14 protein-coding genes and 1 pseudogene are annotated in these 16,996 nt (G+C 58.0%); 6 read left to right on the top strand and 9 right to left on the bottom strand.

Annotated features, from left to right (window positions below; genetic code table 11):
• A complete protein-coding gene (gene cmr6, locus SH664x_RS09685; RefSeq protein WP_437207034.1) occupies positions 1 to 1,137 on the top strand; it encodes a type III-B CRISPR module RAMP protein Cmr6 in 1,137 nt (378 codons plus the stop codon).
• 120 nt (positions 1,138 to 1,257) lie between these two features.
• On the opposite strand, the gene SH664x_RS09680 is transcribed toward cmr6, so the two are convergent.
• Positions 1,258 to 1,575 (bottom strand): hypothetical protein, encoded by a 318-nt coding sequence (locus SH664x_RS09680; RefSeq protein WP_437207032.1) that lies wholly within the window; start codon positions 1,573 to 1,575, stop codon positions 1,258 to 1,260.
• A gap of 80 nt (positions 1,576 to 1,655) precedes the next feature.
• Complete coding sequence (locus tag SH664x_RS09675; protein WP_437207030.1) at positions 1,656 to 1,964, bottom strand: hypothetical protein; 309 nt, start codon at positions 1,962 to 1,964, stop codon at positions 1,656 to 1,658.
• A gap of 385 nt (positions 1,965 to 2,349) precedes the next feature.
• Here SH664x_RS09675 and SH664x_RS09670 point away from each other — a divergent pair.
• Positions 2,350 to 3,449, top strand: a pseudogene (locus SH664x_RS09670) (IS3 family transposase); the annotation flags it as partial.
• A 55-nt stretch (positions 3,450 to 3,504) separates the two neighbouring features.
• Here SH664x_RS09670 and SH664x_RS09665 read toward each other — a convergent pair.
• From SH664x_RS09665 to SH664x_RS09655, 3 genes are all read right to left on the bottom strand, one after another.
• On the bottom strand, positions 3,505 to 4,404 hold the full coding sequence (locus SH664x_RS09665) for a hypothetical protein (protein ID WP_437207028.1): 900 nt from the start codon (positions 4,402 to 4,404) through the stop codon (positions 3,505 to 3,507).
• Between the two features lie 961 nt (positions 4,405 to 5,365).
• A complete protein-coding gene (gene asnS / locus SH664x_RS09660; RefSeq protein WP_437207026.1) occupies positions 5,366 to 6,772 on the bottom strand; it encodes an asparagine--tRNA ligase in 1,407 nt (468 codons plus the stop codon).
• A 96-nt stretch (positions 6,773 to 6,868) separates the two neighbouring features.
• Positions 6,869 to 7,678 (bottom strand): DUF1961 family protein, encoded by an 810-nt coding sequence (locus tag SH664x_RS09655; protein ID WP_437207024.1) that lies wholly within the window; start codon positions 7,676 to 7,678, stop codon positions 6,869 to 6,871.
• A gap of 474 nt (positions 7,679 to 8,152) precedes the next feature.
• On the opposite strand from SH664x_RS09655, the gene SH664x_RS09650 reads away from it, so the two are divergent.
• Both SH664x_RS09650 and SH664x_RS09645 read left to right on the top strand, forming a co-directional pair.
• On the top strand, positions 8,153 to 8,974 hold the full coding sequence (locus tag SH664x_RS09650; RefSeq protein ID WP_437207022.1) for a HEAT repeat domain-containing protein: 822 nt from the start codon (positions 8,153 to 8,155) through the stop codon (positions 8,972 to 8,974).
• A gap of 284 nt (positions 8,975 to 9,258) precedes the next feature.
• Complete coding sequence (locus SH664x_RS09645) at positions 9,259 to 10,119, top strand: hypothetical protein (RefSeq protein ID WP_437207020.1); 861 nt, start codon at positions 9,259 to 9,261, stop codon at positions 10,117 to 10,119.
• Positions 10,120 to 10,440: 321 nt separating this feature from the next.
• Here the strand turns inward: SH664x_RS09645 and SH664x_RS09640 are convergent, their stop codons facing one another.
• On the bottom strand, positions 10,441 to 11,319 hold the full coding sequence (locus SH664x_RS09640; protein ID WP_437207018.1) for an RAD55 family ATPase: 879 nt from the start codon (positions 11,317 to 11,319) through the stop codon (positions 10,441 to 10,443).
• A 45-nt stretch (positions 11,320 to 11,364) separates the two neighbouring features.
• Entirely contained in the window at positions 11,365 to 12,741 is a 1,377-nt protein-coding gene (gene hflX / locus SH664x_RS09635; protein WP_437207016.1) for a GTPase HflX, read from the bottom strand.
• A gap of 165 nt (positions 12,742 to 12,906) precedes the next feature.
• Between hflX and SH664x_RS09630 the strand changes: the two genes are divergently transcribed.
• Entirely contained in the window at positions 12,907 to 14,178 is a 1,272-nt protein-coding gene (locus SH664x_RS09630; RefSeq protein ID WP_437207014.1) for a YkgJ family cysteine cluster protein, read from the top strand.
• Between the two features lie 60 nt (positions 14,179 to 14,238).
• On the opposite strand, the gene rimK is transcribed toward SH664x_RS09630, so the two are convergent.
• A complete protein-coding gene (gene rimK, locus SH664x_RS09625; RefSeq protein WP_437207201.1) occupies positions 14,239 to 15,144 on the bottom strand; it encodes a 30S ribosomal protein S6--L-glutamate ligase in 906 nt (301 codons plus the stop codon).
• Positions 15,145 to 15,316: 172 nt separating this feature from the next.
• Positions 15,317 to 15,781, bottom strand: coding sequence for an ATP-dependent zinc protease family protein (locus SH664x_RS09620; RefSeq protein ID WP_437207013.1), 465 nt, complete (start codon positions 15,779 to 15,781; stop codon positions 15,317 to 15,319).
• A 226-nt stretch (positions 15,782 to 16,007) separates the two neighbouring features.
• Here SH664x_RS09620 and SH664x_RS09615 point away from each other — a divergent pair, with 226 nt between their 5' ends.
• Positions 16,008 to 16,799, top strand: coding sequence for an NYN domain-containing protein (locus SH664x_RS09615; RefSeq protein ID WP_437207012.1), 792 nt, complete (start codon positions 16,008 to 16,010; stop codon positions 16,797 to 16,799).
• Positions 16,800 to 16,996 lie beyond the last annotated feature (197 nt).

Here is a 16,996-nt window from a genome sequence, read left to right as displayed (position 1 = left end):
ATGGTTCGTCCTCTTTACCGTGATTCAGCATCAAACTACGAACCTGACTGTTCTAACGCCGGACTTTGGTACGACAAGTTCTGCGATCAATGGCAAAGTGGCTGGACACTTCCAGCGCAGCAAAAGGCCGAGTGGATCAGCCAACTGGCAAACGGCCGTCCGATCGGCGATCAATCGTTGATTGCTCAGCATGTTGGTCGCCAAAAAGATATGGTGGAGAAAAGTCTGAATGGGGTTTGCGTGCAGCTTCATTCAGAAAGCCGTTTTGTGACAGGGCTGGGGCAAGAGCATCCGGTGGAAAACGGGTTTGCTTGGCATCCAACACTCGGCGTTCCGTATTTGCCGGGGTCAGGTATCAAGGGATTGCTGCGGGCTTGGGCGCGTGACTGGGAGGATGATCAGGAGCGCAGGTCTCAGATCGACGCAATCCTCGGGGCTGGAGATATCAAGGACAACCAGAAGGGAAAAGTCGGGTCCGTGATCATCTTTGACGCCCTGCCGACGCGGTCAGTGCGGTTAGAAGCCGATGTGATGACCCCTCACTATGACGACTATTATCAAAAGGGGCATATACCGGGCGACTGGATCAGTCCGGTGCCAATCCCATTTCTGGTTGTCGCTGTCGGGACACCGTTCCTGTTCTCTTTCGCCACCAGAACTCCAGCGGCTAACGAATACCTGCCAATCGTCGAGGATTGGCTCAAGGCAGCCCTCCAATGGCTCGGTGCTGGAGCAAAGACTTCGGTTGGCTACGGCCGCTTTGCTGAAACATCCTCGGAAATAGCAGCTTCATCAGCAGAAGCCAAGACTCAAACAACAGTACCACAGGTGCAAGTTCAAAAATCAATCGATTTGCCAACGCCTAATAAAGGCACCGTTGAAGCAGTATTACTTACGGAGAAAACCAAAAAGGGTGGTTGGAAGGCAAGGCATGTCGCAACTGGCATCTCCGGTCCGGTGCAGAATACCAACGAAGTTCCATTAGATAAGCAGGCTGGCGATACGCTCTCGCTCATCGTCGCCTCAGCGAAGCCGAGTGAAATCGCATTCCGCTATCCGACCGATGCGGAATTGGAGCGAGCCGGACGATCAAAGGAAAAAGCAAAGTCAAAGAACAAGACGAATCGGAAGGGGTAACAGATCACAAAGAAGGAATTGCGGATTTAAGACTGGTCACATCCTCAAATTTGAAACAGAAAAATCGAAAATTGGTTTAACCCCAATGATTGATTCGATGATTTCACACAGTGGGCCAGTTCAGTACGGAGCGGGTTCATCTGATCCATCGGAATTGGAAGCTTCGCGGTCAACTGCTCGCAGTTCCTGAACCTTGCCAAATGCCTGCTGCGCGAGAAACGCCACTCTCAACAGATCATCGGCCGGGATCTTGTTCGTGTCGTGGTATCCGCTTTCGTCCTTGAACGTGCGGACCAGTTCGGCATTGTACCAGGCTCCTCGTTCTCCCTGATTCCGCCAGATGACGCATTTCAGGTTCCCCTGACGGAGTGTGGCAGCAGGGCCGTTGTGATGGGCTGGTGTGGATTCTTTCGGTTCGGGTTGCGATCGTTTGGGCATGGCTATTCTCCTTGTTCCCGAATCCCATGCCATGATTCCCCAGCAACTGTCAAGAAATCACTCCGAATGCCCCCTGCCCCTTACCGCTCCCAGCTCAGGCAGTAGATGAAACTGGCAGACTTCACGGTACGGTCGTATTCGGTCGGATCGTCCTGTTTCAACCTGAGCAGTTGTTCGACCTTCTCGCAGGCATTGATCATCAAGACCTTCATCTCGGCATCGGTAATCCGGCTCAAAGACGGATCGTCCAGCAGCGGCGAGTGCTTCCCTGCATGCAGATCTTCCAGCGGGCCGTTCCGGAACGCGAGGGCCACAAGGGCATTCGCTTCATCACGAATGGAAAACCCATTGGGAAATTTGCCGGCAAAGACATCATCGTGATCGGCCATGGCAATACTCCTCTGGAAACGTGACATCGAGCATGCCCGAGCAGATGATGACCGACAATCCTTATGCCGCCTTTCTCTCAAACCCCTGCACTAACCCGCCAACGTACGACTTCACGCGGATCTGGTCCAGTTTGACTGTTTCGACCTGTTCCGGTTCGCTGCGAACTGGCGGAAGGTGATCCCTGACCATGCTGGATCGGGTCGTGTTGTAGTATTCCGTAAACTCCGACAGCAGATGGTCCAGATGCCGTTTGCCGAAAATAATGAACTTACGAAGGCACTCATTTTTCAGGGTGAAAATCGCCCTCTTGGCCTGCCTTTGAAAACCTGATCCAGATGGTATGAAGGTTTCCAGCGGCCCCGGAGGGGGCGAAGGAGACCTTGAATGACGACGAAGCGAAGGAAGCGGCATACGCCCGAGCAGATTGTCAAGAAGCTGCGGGACGCCGAAGCGATGCTGAACGCCGGCCAGGACGAAGCTGCGGTACTGCAGGCTCTGGAGATCAGTTGGGCGACGTACCTGCGGTGGAAGAACCAGTACGGCGGAATGAAGTCCGAGGAGGCCAGGCGCCTCAAGCAACTGGAAGACGAGAACAAGCATCTCAAGGAAGTGGTCGCTGAGCTGACCTTGGACAACCGGATGCTGAAGCATCTTCAGCAGGGAAACTGGTAAGCCCTTCTCGAAAGCGAGCCGCTGTGAAGGAACTGCAGCAGACGTTCGAGGTGTCGGAGCGCAGGGCCTGCGAAGTGGTTGATCAACCGCGCAGCAGCCAGCGTTACGAGTCACAGCCTCGGAGTGATGAAGGCCCCATGACCAGACGGATGCGGGAACTGGTGGGGCGTCGTCCCCGGTTCGGGTACCGCCGGATCGGGAGTCTGTTGCGGAACGAAGGGTGGCGGGCCAGCGATACGCGGGTGTATCGCTTGTGGCGTCGGGAAGGGCTGAAAGTGCCGAGAAAGCGGCGGAAACGCCGCGGCCTGGGAGTCAGCGAGAACGGCTGCCAGCGCCGGAAGGCCGAGCACCAGGACCACACGTGGTGCTGGGACTTCGTGTTCGACCGGACAGCGAACGGGAGTCCACTGAAGTGGCTGAGCATAGTGGATGAGTACACCCGGGAGTGCCTGGCGCTCAAGGTGGCCCGGAGCCTGACCAGCGAAGATGTGATCGACACGCTGGCGGAGTTGTTTGCAATGCGGGGCGTGCCCCAGGCCATTCGTAGCGACAATGGGCCGGAGTTCGTGTCCAAAGCGATTCGGGGCTGGCTGGGCCGACTGAAGATCCAGTCGCTGTCCATTGCTCCGGGAAGTCCCTGGGAGAACGGTTACGCGGAGAGCTTCCACAGCCGGTTGCGAGACGAGTTCCTGGGGCTGGAAGAATTCGAGAGCCTGTCGGCAGCAAAGCGTCTGACCGAGGCGTGGAGAGAGGATTATAACCATCACCGACCGCACAGCTCACTGGGGTATGCGACCCCGGCCGAGTACGCGGCCCAGTGCTCGGGGACGGTCCCCGGCGCGGCCCGCTGTGCCAGCTGCGTTCGGCCTACGGCCTCACTCCGCCGGCACAGCGGAGATTCCCCAAACAAACCTTCATAGCACCTGGTACAGAAATTTGACGCAGATCACTCTCACAGCGTCCATTCAAGTTCGGGCTGGCTTTGGGCAATTTGTTGTTCCGCACACCGTGCTGCTTCAGTTTTTCTATGAATTCCTTGGTAAACTTCGTGTCCTGATCGTGCATCACGATGCTTGGCTTTTCGTCACGGCTAAGCGTCTGATCAAGGAACCGTCCGGCCTGTTTCGTCACCCATGCGGAGTTCGGATGCTGCGTGGATTCCGAGACGATGATTTCCCGGGTGGTCATGCACAGCCAGACCAGCACATACATCTCTTTGAACCCTTGTGTCGTCACGGTTTTGACACTGAAGAAGTCCACGGCCCAGAGTGTCTTCGCATGCCTCTCGATGAAGTTGTCCCAGCTGTCTGATGTCCGATCTGGACCGGGGACGATTCCTTCCTCCTTGAGGATATTGCGGACCGTCTGACGGCTGATCTTCTTGATGCCCAGCTTCCTAAGTTCGCCAATGATCCGTGTGTACCCAAAGCCGGTTGCCTTGGCGATCTGGATCACCAGTTCGCGCAGTTCTCTGGGCTTCCGCTGGCCACCTTTGGGGTTCTTCTTCCGCTTTGGTCCTCCCTCTTCCCGTAGCCAGCGATAGAACGTCGAGACGCTCACAATCGTCAGCAGCGATTCAATGGCTCGTCCCAGTTGCTTTCCCAGTGCCAATAGACGTTCCCGCTCATGCGGCTTTGTATGCACCTGCCCAGGAATGCGTGCCCGCAAAATCTTGTTCTCTTCCTTCAGGAACTCGACATACCGGGCCAGCTCACGATCAGTCACCGAAGCAATCAGGGCCAGCAATGGGTGGAAAATGGTCGACATTCCGCTATTGTCTCAATCTGTATTCTGGATTGGAGTTGCAGTTTGTTTGTACAGCGCCTCGTCGTTGAAAACAGCGGATACGGATGGCCTAAACAAGGCGATTTGGAAGAACCCAAAGCGGGTATCGCTACAAACAGAAAAAGCCGTCAGAGACGTCTTGTAGCTAAGCAAAGAAGAGTGCAAAGAATTTTGAGACCGAATATTGATATCGCTGTCCGAAAACTGTCCGAGAATCCTTAGTAATCCTTCATAAAAGTCTGTAAAATCTGGAAATCGTGGCGATCGATCGCTGCTTCCATTCTCTCTTGCAACACTCTTTGGCACCAACGACTTCCGTCGACAACCTGCGTTTTATCAGCTGAAACGTTGGAAGACCTACGGAACCGAAGGCCCCAAAGGACATTCATGTTTTCGTCACGAGCGGTGACAGAAACTCGTGTGATTCCCTGGTGGGTAATGGGTTCCAGTACAACGTATGAGCGATACGCTTCACTGGGAGATGTCAGCTGGTGATCCAGAAGCTAGGCCTCTGAAGGGGACAGCCGCAGTTGGTCGAACGTCTTCTTCATTGCCCGCCTCGTTCAAAGCCAAAGAGACGTACTTTCGAATCTGTGTCGATTGTTGTGTCAACCGAGTTTACGTTGTGTGGCCTGCGAACTGTTTGTAATGCTAACTGCCGATCGTTAAGTATTTACGCCAATAGCTCCACTCGCCCCGTTCCAAACGATCGCAAGTACAAACCTCGCAGTTACCGGCGTTTCATCGTGAAACTCAGAATTCGGGGAGTCCATTCCCTCTTTCTTTATGAGGCCGGGTGCCCGGGTTGAGTGAGTGAAACCTGGGGTGCCACCGGCTCTGTGAGCCGTGTGGGAGCGGAGTGGACGAGGATCAAACCCGCCAGCGCAAACACGAGGAGGATGTGATCAGGGGTGTCAAACACGGAGAGAAATTCAACGGGCTGCTAGAAGTCCGCACTCTTGGGAGTCCGTGGAAACGGAATGACGTCGCGAATGTTCTGCATTCCGGTCAGCAGCAGAATCATGCGTTCCAGGCCGAGGCCGAATCCGCTGTGCGGTACGGTTCCGTAGCGGCGGAGGTCGAGGTACCACCAGTAATCTTCCGGATTCAAGCCGCAATCGATCAGGCGTGATTCCAGTCGGTCCAGCCGATGTTCGCGTTGGCTTCCCCCGATGATTTCGCCGACGCGCGGGACAAGCACGTCCATCGCACGGACGGTTTTGTCGTCGTCGTTGCAATACATGTAAAAGGGCTTCAACGACCGCGGATAATCGTACACGATAATCGGCTGGTGGAAATGCTCCTCTGTCAGCCAGCGCTCGTGTTCGGCCTGCAGGTTGATGCCCCACGAGACCGGGTATTCCCACGTTTTCCCACTCGCTTCAAGCAGCTGCACCGCTTCGGTGTAAGAGACTCGTTTGAAGTCGTGTTCGAGAATCGTTTTCAACGACTGCAGGACGGTGTTGTCGATCCTGTCATTGAAGAACTGCAAGTCATCGCCGCAGCGGTCCAGACAGCGCTGCACGATGAATTTGATAAAGCTCTCCGCCAGCTCCATATCGTCCACCAGCTCGTAGAACGGCATCTCCGGCTCAATCATCCAGAACTCGGCCAGATGACGTGTCGTATTCGAGTTCTCGGCCCGGAATGTGGGACCAAATGTGTAAATGGGGCCGACAGCGCAGGCGAAGATTTCCCCTTCCAGTTGACCGGAGACTGTCAGCGACGCCCGCTTGCCGAAGAAATCTTCTGTGAAGTCGAGGTACCCGGGTTTGAAACCCTTCGACTCACACTCTGCGCCGAGTAAGGTCGTGACCGTGAACATCTCGCCAGCTCCTTCACAGTCGCTGGTGGTGATGAGAGGCGTGTGCACGTAGAGGAAGCCACGCTCCTGAAAGAAGTCATGAATCGCGGTGCTGACGCAATTGCGGACGCGGGCAATCGCCCCGAACGTGTTGGTCCGGGGACGCAAATGGGCAATCTCGCGCAGAAATTCGAAGCTGTGCCGCTTCTTCTGCAGCGGATACTTTTCCGGGTCGGCCCCTCCCAGCAGTTCCAGGGAGGAAGCGTGCAGTTCGACCCGCTGGTTGGCTCCCGGGGACTCTTTCAATTCACCCCGGAGCCGAAGACTGCTTCCCGTGGAAACCTGTTTGATCGTTTCCGCATAACCGGGAACCTGCCCGTCGACCACGACCTGCAGATTGGCCATGCACGAACCATCGTTCAATTCGATGAAGGAGAAGCCCTGCTTCGAGTCCCGCCGGGTACGAACCCAGCCCGAGATTTCAACCGAAGTCCCGGGCGGAGTAGACTGAAGCAGCGTGGCAACCCGGAATCGCTGAGCGGACATTGGAACCCTCCTGGTCTGACTTGATTGGCGCTGGAAGCCGACAATTCTTGAGTCAATTTCTGAATTGCGGGCAGGGTGTTGTGTGCGGAGCTTGCGTCATTTCACTTCGGCCGCAGTCGGCAGCAAAGGATAGACAGTCAAATCGTCGTATTCACAGTGGCGGGTCCACCCCATCTGGCGAAGTCCCATCCAACCGGAGTTTTCAATCACGGGCCCATACTGGACTCCATCGTCATCAAAGGCGACCGAGGGACGACCGTCTACGGTCACTCGAATCTGGCCGCCCCGCTTGTAGATGCGCACCTGTTGCGGAACTCCCTGTGGAGCCCCGTTCACCAGGTCGTTTCCCTGCGCGACCAGATATGCCCCTTTGTTTTTGCGGATATGGGCAGTCCCGCGGTCTCCGGCCCAGTACGAAACATGATAGTTATTCAGATCGCCGCTGTGATATTGCTTGAACGTTCCATCCCGGGCAGCAAGTGCCGGGTCGAAGATGCTTTCTCCGTTCAGTCCTCGCGCGTTGAAGAAGACGATATTGAGCCCCTGCTGCCGATTCCGGGGATTGACCAGAAACTCGATCAGAAAGTCGGCCGGCAACTCCCGCTTCAGCCAGTAGACAATGTGATGGGGGTTCTTTTCGAGAGGTATTCCCTCGGGGGCGGCATCGGTCTCCAGAATCAGCTTGCCCTCGCGAATGGAAGCGGTCCCGGGACCTTCCATCGACCAATCCGACAAGACCGCCGCCGTCTCAAAACGAGTCTGAAAGAAAGGGTGCTCCCAGTCCACATCGAGGAGGGGAAGAGGTGCTCCTGTTTTATTCTGAGGCGGCAGGTCCGCCGGCTCAGCCGCCAAGGCATCGATCGAGAATGTGATCAGCAACAGGCAGATGCGGGGAAACAATCTCATTCATGGACTCCGCGACAGCATTCTGATTTTCGAACCGCCCATTCCCTAGACGAGAGGGGTGTGCTTTGATCAAAGGAGATGCGCACTGCCGGGTCTCGGGCGACAGCATCCCGCGCTGAAGTCAGTCGGTTCGGGCTGGATGCGCGAACCGGAATTGCCAAGGTGATCACATGCACTCTTCGATCACTCTCGTTGCGCCCGGGCCAGTTTTCAACTCTCCGGTCCCAACGACCGTGGGAAATCGGTTGAACTTTTGAAGTTCGGATCGCCCCTGAAGTGCCCCCGGCGGCAGGTCAAAACGCAGCGACAAGTCGACATATCAAAGTGCACGCAGCTCATTTTGATTCCTGAATCACAGACTTTCAAAACCAGCCACGAAAAAGCCCGGTCGATTGCCGATATCGATACTGAGGACAAGGGGCCTCCCCCTGCGCAGGGCTGCGCCGGGAAGCGATCAAGCGAATGGATTGTGTCATGCTGAAGCAGTATTTGCGGAAATCCCGGATCTGGGGAGTCGTGTTGCTCAACTGCGGCCTGGCCGGCTGCGGTGCATCTCCCGCTGCCACCGATGTTCCGGAGGACAGATCGGCTGTCATGACCGTGCGCTCTGAGCACGAGCCGGCAAAAACTGCCGAACTGTCAACCGGCGTTCTCAATGTCCGCTCGGCTCCGCAGCCAACCCCCACGTCCGACAAAGCCTCGGCTCTCTTTCAAAAACTGGTCACTCCGGGTGTCGAGCTGGCAGAATGGGAAGCGGCCCAGCAGGAACTGGTGAATCTCGGACCGGAGACTGTTCCCTTCCTGGGGGAACGCCTGCAGTCCGGGGACTTCATGGAGCGGGAGATGGCAGCGACATTGCTCGCGCTGTTTGGACCACAAGCGGCTCCCGCGGTGAAGGCCCTGACCGGGGCTTTGCAGGATGACTCCGAGTTTGTTCGAGGAAACGCCGCAGCGGCGCTGGTGCAGTGCCCGGATCACACTGCAGCGGCAACCTCCACTCTGATTCAATTGCTGGAATCGGCAGATCCCCAGTTGCGGCAAATGGCGGCCATGAATCTGAGTGGCATTGGACCGGAGGCGATCCCGCATCTGGACTCGCTGAAAAAGATTCTGGCACAGGAAAACCCGCCGGAAGTGACACGGCTGGTCATTGAACTGCTCGGGAGAATTGGACCGCCCGCGGAACCGGCCGTTCCCCAATTACGGCAGATCAAGTTCGAACAGTCGGGGGAACTGGGGACCGCGGCCTCACAGGCGATCGAGCTGATCGAAACTCAAGCTGTGAGCGCTCCGTAAATCGGGAAGGGATGTCGGCTGAGCGACTGTTGCAGGAATCGCGCGGGGCCGGTGTTCCGGGAACGACAGATCTGCGGATCGTTCCAACGAACGACGCTGCGAATCGTCGCAATTCAGGGAGAGTGGGAAAGAATTCGTTGTGATTCGACCTCCGGGATCGATAACATCGCAAAGAGCCGTGCTGCGCACGTGGCCGGTGCGTTGCTGTCATGATCCACAGCTGCGGAGGAATCGGCACGACCCGTTTCTCCGCCACGATCCTTTCCCGCGTCAGGGGCATCAGTATGAAATCGGTCTCGGTATCCTTCGGTTGCGTCGTCGCATTGGCGCTGGGAATGGGAGTCATGCTGTGCGGTGGATCGACCGCTGTCGCGGAACGTCCGCTGACCAAGTCCACCTTCGATCCCAATGCTGAACAGATCGAGATGTTCACCGGAATGAGCGAAGGTCGACTCGAGGTCAAGATGGTCGCCAAAAGTTCGCTCGGCGGACACCTGTTCATCAGCAATAAGCAGGATATTCCTGTCACCGTCAAGGTCCCCGAAGAGGGATTTGTCGGCATTCCCATCTCCGCACAGTTTGGCGGCATGGGGATGGGTGGCGGAATGGGGATGGGCGGAGGCATGGGAGGCGGGATGGGTGGCGGCGGTGCCCAAACCAGCGGCGGAGGCATGGGCGGCGGTGGCATTGGCGGGATGGGAGGCGGCGGCGGCAGCAGTGCCGGTGGCGGATTCTTCTCCATTCCAGCCGGTCGGACCCTGCGAGTTCCCTACACCGCAGTCTGCCTCGAACACGGAAAATCAGAACCGGGGCCGCGCACCAAGCTGCGTGTTGCTCCCGTTGCCGAATTCTCAGCCGACCCGGTGGTGCAGTCTCTCGTCCAGATGGTCGCTAAAGGGGAACTGGATCAGGGTGCCGCTCAGGCAGCCGCCTGGCATGTCTCCAGCGGGATGAGTTGGGAACAGCTCGCTGCCAAGCGGACCGACGATATCAACCCCGCGATGTCGCCGACCTACTTCAGCCCGGCCCAGCTGCAGGCTGCCCGGATGATTGTCGCGACCGCTCAGAGCAAAGCTCTGGAAGAAAAGCCTGCGACCGAACAGAAGAGTGTAGCCCCTGTGCGGAATCGCATCTCCCAGAAATAGACCGTCGCGACCGACGTTGCAAATTCATCAGGCCAGAGTATGAGGGATCCCCTCTGCTCTGGCCTTTGTTCGTGGAAGAGCAGCCAGCGTCACACAGATGCCTCGGCGGATTCACGCTGCATTACAGGGAACTGGAGTGCGTTCCGCGACTCCCGACAGTGTGCCTCCCGATTCGTTCAAAGGTGCCTGCTTGACTGGCTCAGCGAATCGCCCGACCGGGAGCAGCTTGCTCTTTCCAGTCTCGCAGCAGCAGTCTCGCAGGGCGAAAGGCTGCCATTCGCGTGGTGAGGACGATTCGATCAAAAGTCAAAGTCCCCTCACCTACTTGATCACCAGCCCCTTTTCGGTGATCTCGAAGGTGCGGATACTGTCATCGCACGCGCTGCCACGGTGCTTGGCCACGTGCAGAGCCCGGGTCATCCGGGTTCCCTCCCGCACCTTGCCCATCACGATGATCGTGTTGGCGTTGGTCAGCACGTCACCGCTTTCGATCTTTCTGGTCAGCAGGTCGTCCAGCAGCACTTCATGCGTGGTGCAAAGCATCAGGCAGCCAACCGATTGATGATCGTAAGCGTGGGCCTGCACCTGTTCCGCATGCGCTCGGAACTGGGCACGGAAGAGATCACGGGCGACCCAATCATGTTCCTTGCGCAGAATCTGATGGTAGATGTATTCAAACAGTTCAAACTGGTACGAGTCACTGGCTCGGTCGGTCGGCTCGATGCCGTCGATCACGCAGCGGCGGACCCCATTGGCGAAATTTCCATAGAAAAACGCAATGGTTTCAGACAGCTTCCGGTTGAGTTCGGCTTTCCATTCCCGTTGCTGGTCAAAGTCCATGTCCGACATAGTGACCCGCCGACCGGCTCGCTGAAAGAGGTGCAAAAAATCCCAGCGGGCTTTGTCCCTGTCGAAGACATCTTCGGGGACAAACGCAGACAGCTCAGCCGGACGCTGACGGACCTTCCAGTCGAAGAGCCGCTGCGCATACTCCGCATGACTCTGCGAGTCGCCTCTGGTCGTCATGTCGAAGAGGACGCCGGGCTCCCTCTCTTGCTCTAAGCCCGCGCGGGCGTACTGGATTCCCAGCTGGGTTTTGCCGATGCCGGTGGCTCCGAGCACGACGGCCAGTGTTCCCGGGAGCAGTCCACCTCCCAGAAGTTCATCGAGGGCGGGGATGCCCGTGGATTGTCGATTCATTCGCTAGGGGATTTTGCAGGGGATGAGGGGATGGCTGCAGCACTTTCAAAACGCGAGTGCATCGTCGCGGGTCAGCGGCAAGCCGTCCAGCGTCAACACCTCCGCCCCGACCTTTTCCAGCGTGTGCACAAACCGCTTGGGAAGCCGGCATTCGTAGACCACGCGGCTTTCCTGATAGTCGGTCTTCAGCACGTCCGCATGTTCGATCAGGAAGGAGTGGACCCGACCATTGCCGGCGTCGGTCTCGATGCGGACTTCCAGATAGTCTCCCGCCAAGCGCTCCGCAACGGCCCGCGTCAGGCGATCGAGTCCCGTCCCGTCAAAGGCACTGATCGTCACCGAGTTCGGGAACTTGGCCCGCAAAATGTCCACCTTCGAACGGTCTTCCGCGAGGTCGATCTTGTTCAGTACGAGAATGGGGTCGGCGGCATCGACACCGACCTCTTCCAGCACCTGGTTGACGGTTTCGATCTGCTGCTGGGCTTCAGGGTGGCTGGCGTCCACCACATGGAGGAGCAGATCGGCATGCCGGGCTTCCGCCAACGTCGACTTGAACGACGCCACCAGATGGTGCGGCAAGGAACGGATGAAACCGACGGTGTCGCTCAGCAGCACATCCCCCAGGTGAGGGAGCGTCCACTTCCGGGTCCGGGTGTCGAGCGTGGCAAACAGCTTGTTAGCCACGTAGACATCGGCCCCCGTCAGGGCATTCATCAGTGTGCTCTTGCCGGCGTTCGTGTAACCGACCAGTGAAATCGTCTTGTGATCTGTGCGGCTGGCAACCTGCAGCTCGCGACGTTTTTCAACGGTTTCCAGCTTCTTTTTGAGTTCGCTGATCCGCTTGTCGACAAGTCGGCGGTCGGTTTCGAGCTGCTTTTCCCCCGGACCTTTTCCGCTGCCGATCCCCCCTTCGATTCGTTCCAGGTGGGTCCACATGCGTGTCAGACGCGGCCGCATATACAGGAGCTGCGCCAGTTCCACCTGCAGTTTCGACTCGTACGATCGGGCATGCGTCGCGAAAATGTCGAGAATCACTTCGCTGCGATCGACGACCTGAGTTTTTGTCGTCTCTTCGATGTGCTTCCCTTGGGACGGGGAAAGGTGATTGTCAAAGACGATCAGGTCGGCACCGGTCGCACCGATGATCTCTTTCAGCTCGACCAGTTTCCCCTTGCCAATATAAGACGCCGGGTCCGGACGCTCGCGGATCTGCATCAGCGTTCCGACAATCTCAGAACCTGCGGTCTCGACAAGACCGCGCATTTCGTCAAACACACGGTCTTTATCCCGGTTCACGTCGCGTTCTCTGACAGCGACCAGAACACATTGCCGACCGTGAACTTTTAACGTTTCCCGTTGTGGTTCGCCCAAAGCGCTCGCGCTCCTGTGGATTGCCTGAAAATTCGATGTGCTGCGAATCACCGCCGCCGCGAAGGGCGGGGCCGACGGCCTGCTCTTCCGGCCGACATTCACATTCTAATCAGGACCTGTTCATCCGTCTGGACAAATTGAACGGAAAACAGGTTCATCTTTTCTTCCTGTCGTCAAACAATAGACGAACAGCCTTTCCTCGGCCATCATCTCCGCATGTCCCGCATCCCGCTGCAATTGCCGATCCTCCAGAACTGGAACTGCCACAACTGTGGCGGATGCTGCCGGCAACATGCTGTCCTCATTACGGATGCCGAGCAGAAACGGATTCTCAGCCAGAACTGGGGGCCGGAGAGCGGAATTCCGGCCGGGCAACCTCTCTTTGCTCAGGACAAATCCTGGGTCGGCTCATCTCCCCTGCGGCTCGCGCAGCAGACTGATGGTGCCTGTGTGTTCCTGAACGAGCAGGGCCTGTGCCGGATCCATGCGAAATTTGGCGAAGCGGCGAAACCCCTCGCCTGCCGGATTTATCCCTACGCGTTCCACCCCGCTGGGAAAGAGGTTGCCGTCAGCCTCCGTTTCAGTTGTCCGTCCGTGGTCGGAAACCGGGGAGAACCGCTCACCAACCAGAAAAAGGAGCTGCAGACGCTAGCGCAGCTGGTTGTCCCTCCCCGCTATCGTGAGACTCCTCCCCCCGCCATCACGGGCAAGACGACTCTCGACTGGACCGATACACTGCGAATTGTTCAGCACCTCGACGAGAGTCTCGCAGAGTCGACGACTCCCGTTGCTCTGAAGCTGCTGAGGGCGTTGTTCTGGATAGATCTGATCGGCAAGGCGCGGCTGGCCAGTATGCGGGGTGGTCGTCTCGAAGAACTGTTGACGTTGCTTCGTCAGGCGTCGGTGGGTGAGATTTCAGAAGTGCCGGCGCCTGCGGAGCCCCCCTCGTCTTTAGGCATGTCCCAGTTTCGATTGCTGGTCGGGCGCTATGTTCGAAAAGATGTCGCCGCCACCCTTGATAAAACGTGGAGCGGACGATTCCGGCAGCTGCTGGCCGCCTGGAGACTGATGAAAGGGACCGGCTCGCTGCCGCGCCTGCACGAGCAGTTAGGAGGGGTGCCGTTTAACGCGTTGTCCGGCCCGTTCGGAGGGGTGCCGGAGGAATCCGAGAGGCTGCTGACACGTTACTTCCGCGTGAAAATTCAGGGGCTCCATTTCTTCGGCCCCGCTTACTACCAGATTCCGCTGGTGGAAGGGTTCCAGAGCCTGGCGCTGGTCTTCCCGGCAGTGCTTTGGATTGCCCGCTGGCACGCCGTCACGAGTGGTCGTTCGGAAATCACCGCGGACGATATTCAGCAGGCACTGATGATCGTCGACCATCAGCACGGCTACTCCGAAGCGTTCGGCACATGGGGCTTCCGCCGCCGCGTTCAGAATCTCGCTGCGACGGGGGACCTGGCCGGTCTGATCGCCACCTTTGCCCAGTGAGTAAAGCCAGATGCCGCGTGAAGCCTGACTTTCTCCAGCTGCTCGCCGTCCCGGCCCCCGCTATCCCTTCACACGATCTTTCGTGTCGCTGGTCTCGGCATGCTTTTCGACAAACTCGATGATCTTGCTCGCCACGTCGATCTTCGTGGCGCCTTCAATCCCTTCGAGTCCCGGTGAGGAGTTGACTTCCATCACCACGGGACCGTGCCGCGAACGGAGGATGTCCACCCCGGCAACCCGCAGTCCCATCGATTTCGCCGCGCGGACGGCTGTCGTCCGCTCCTCGGGAGTGATCTTCACCTTGACGGCGGTTCCTCCCCGATGAAGGTTCGAACGAAACTCTCCCGCTCGGGCTGTCCGCATCATCGCGGCGACGACCTTCCCTCCGACGACGAGGCAACGCAGATCGCTGCCGGCCGCCTCCTGAATGAACTCCTGAACCAGAATATTTGCTTCCAGATCGCGGAAGGCCTCGATCACCGCCTCCGCCGCCTTCCGGGTTTCCGCGAGGATCACCCCGACCCCCTGTGTCCCTTCCACGAGCTTCACGACCAGTGGAGCGCCCCCCACGATATCGATCAGGCCGTCGATGTCCTTCGTGGAATGGGCAAACCCCGAGACCGGAAGGCCGATCCCATCGCGGGAAAGCAACTGCAGGCAGCGCAGCTTGTCGCGCGAGCGGGTAATCGCCTGCGATTCGTTGGCCGAGAAAATCCCCATCATCTCGAACTGCCGGACGACCGCCGTTCCGTAGAACGTATTCGACGCGCCGATGCGGGGAATGACGGCGTCGTAATCGTTCAGCTCCCGCCCCGAATAAATGATCGTCGGGCGGTGCGAGGTGATGTTCATGTAGCAGCGGAGGTAATCGATCACATGGACACGATGCCCGCGCTTCTCGCCCGCTTCCTTGAGTCGGCGCGTCGAGTACAACGACGACTTCCGTGAAAGGATGGCGATTTTCAACGGCCGTGGCGGTTCCGTCGGAGCCTGCTCTGCAGAGTGTTCTGGCTGCTCAATTTCATCGGGGGACATAAATCAGCCGGTAACAGCCAGGGAGTGTGTGGTGCCAGTGAAACGAAAAAAATCGGGCCGTCTGAAATTCAGGACCTCTGTAATTCAACGGCTCTGTGTGCAATCAGCTTCTGTTCTTCACCGGCACGCGGGAACTGTCGCGATAGGAACTGCCGGCGTCAACAAGGAATCGTCCCCGAATGGCTTCGCGCCCCAAAAGCATGCGGAACCCCATCTGGTCGCGATTGGCCAACGTTAATTCGATGGGAAAAACGGAGCCGAATAACTGAACATCCGTGCAGACGCAGGGCCGCAGGTCGACATGTCCACTGGAGCTGCGAACCTCGCGGTATCCCGACAGCGGTGCCTCAGCAGTTACCGTACCACGAGTTCGCCGCTGCCACGGATGAATCTGGAACCGAACCCATTTTTGTCCTCGCCGGGTGACAAATTCGATGTCGAATGCGTGAATTGCGGAGGTGCGGGCTCCCGTGTCGAGCTTGGTTTTAATGGCGGAAACCCCCAGTTCGGGGAGTGCGATCCATTCTCGCCAGCCTGCAATCGTCAGCTGCGGGGGGGAATTGGCCATCTGGTTTTCAGCACCGAAGAAAACTGTTGCGTCGGCAGAGGTCGGGGGCATCACTCTCGGGGGCGGGGAGCGGTGAGCGACAGATCGGATCCCCGCGCAGTGCTCCCGCACTGGTTCGAGTACAATTTATCCCGATTCCTTCGGAATTGAACTGAGGCTGCGGAGAAATTGAGAAATTGCTGCGGACGGAACTCCGCTCGCCATTCCCGAATCGCGTCCCTACGTCATGTCGATCGATTTCCTTATCGACGGTTATAACCTGCTGCATGCAGCGGGGTTCGCACGCGCCCGCTATGGGCCAGGGGATCTGGAACGGGCCCGGGACCGGCTTTTGAAACTGCTCCGCCGATTGCTGACAGCGGAGGAACTGCAGCGAACCACGATCGTCTTCGACGCGCGGGATGCGCAGCATGTTTCGCGTCAGGAATGCCACCCCTGGGGGATGACGGTCCTGTTCTCACCATCCGGTCGCGAGGCGGACGACGTCATTGAAGATCTCGTTCACGGGCATTTTTCTCCGCGACAACTCATCGTTGTTTCCAGCGATCATCGCCTGCAGCGTGTGGCACGCGTCTGCCGCGCCCAGGCATTGGACTCCGATCAGTTTCTGGACCAGCTGGAAGATCGTCTGGGGCGTGAGCAGCAGGCACAGACTGCGCCGCAACGGAGTGGAGAGCGACCCCGCGAGGTGTCTGACGAAGAGCTGCAGCGGTGGCTGAAAGAATTCGAGAGTATCGATGTCGATTCGATTCGTCGTGGCGTGAACAAAGAACTGCGGTCCCCCTCGCCCGCCTCCAGTCCTCCTCCGGCACCGGCACCCGCAAAGCCAACCACGCCGCCCCTGCCCTCCGGCAATCCATTGCCCGCGGGGAAACTGCCATCCCCAACACCTGTCGTCCAGCAACCCGAGGCGAATGAGGAGGGCGGAGCGCCCCAGGCTGCAGCGATCGATGCCGACGAACTCTCATTCTGGGAGCAGCGTGTGCGTGATCTGCTGCGAGGGGAAGAGATGTTGTAACCTGTTTGTGCCACAATTCTTGTGCGTGTGTGAGGCGGGTTTTTGACATGCGTTTCGCCGGAGTTCAGTCGGTTTCGCTCGTCTTCTCCGGAATGGGACCGGCGGAACGATTCAACTCAGCGGAAACTCGTGCAGGGACAGGAGTAATTTTCTTCCCTTCTCGCTGGAACCGGTGTGACCGGATCATTATCATTCCT

This window comes from Planctomicrobium aquicomposti (genome assembly GCF_051466325.1).
In the GTDB taxonomy this organism is placed as follows: Bacteria; Planctomycetota; Planctomycetia; order Planctomycetales; family Planctomycetaceae; genus Planctomicrobium.
This window is presented reverse-complemented; position numbering and strand designations above follow the sequence as displayed.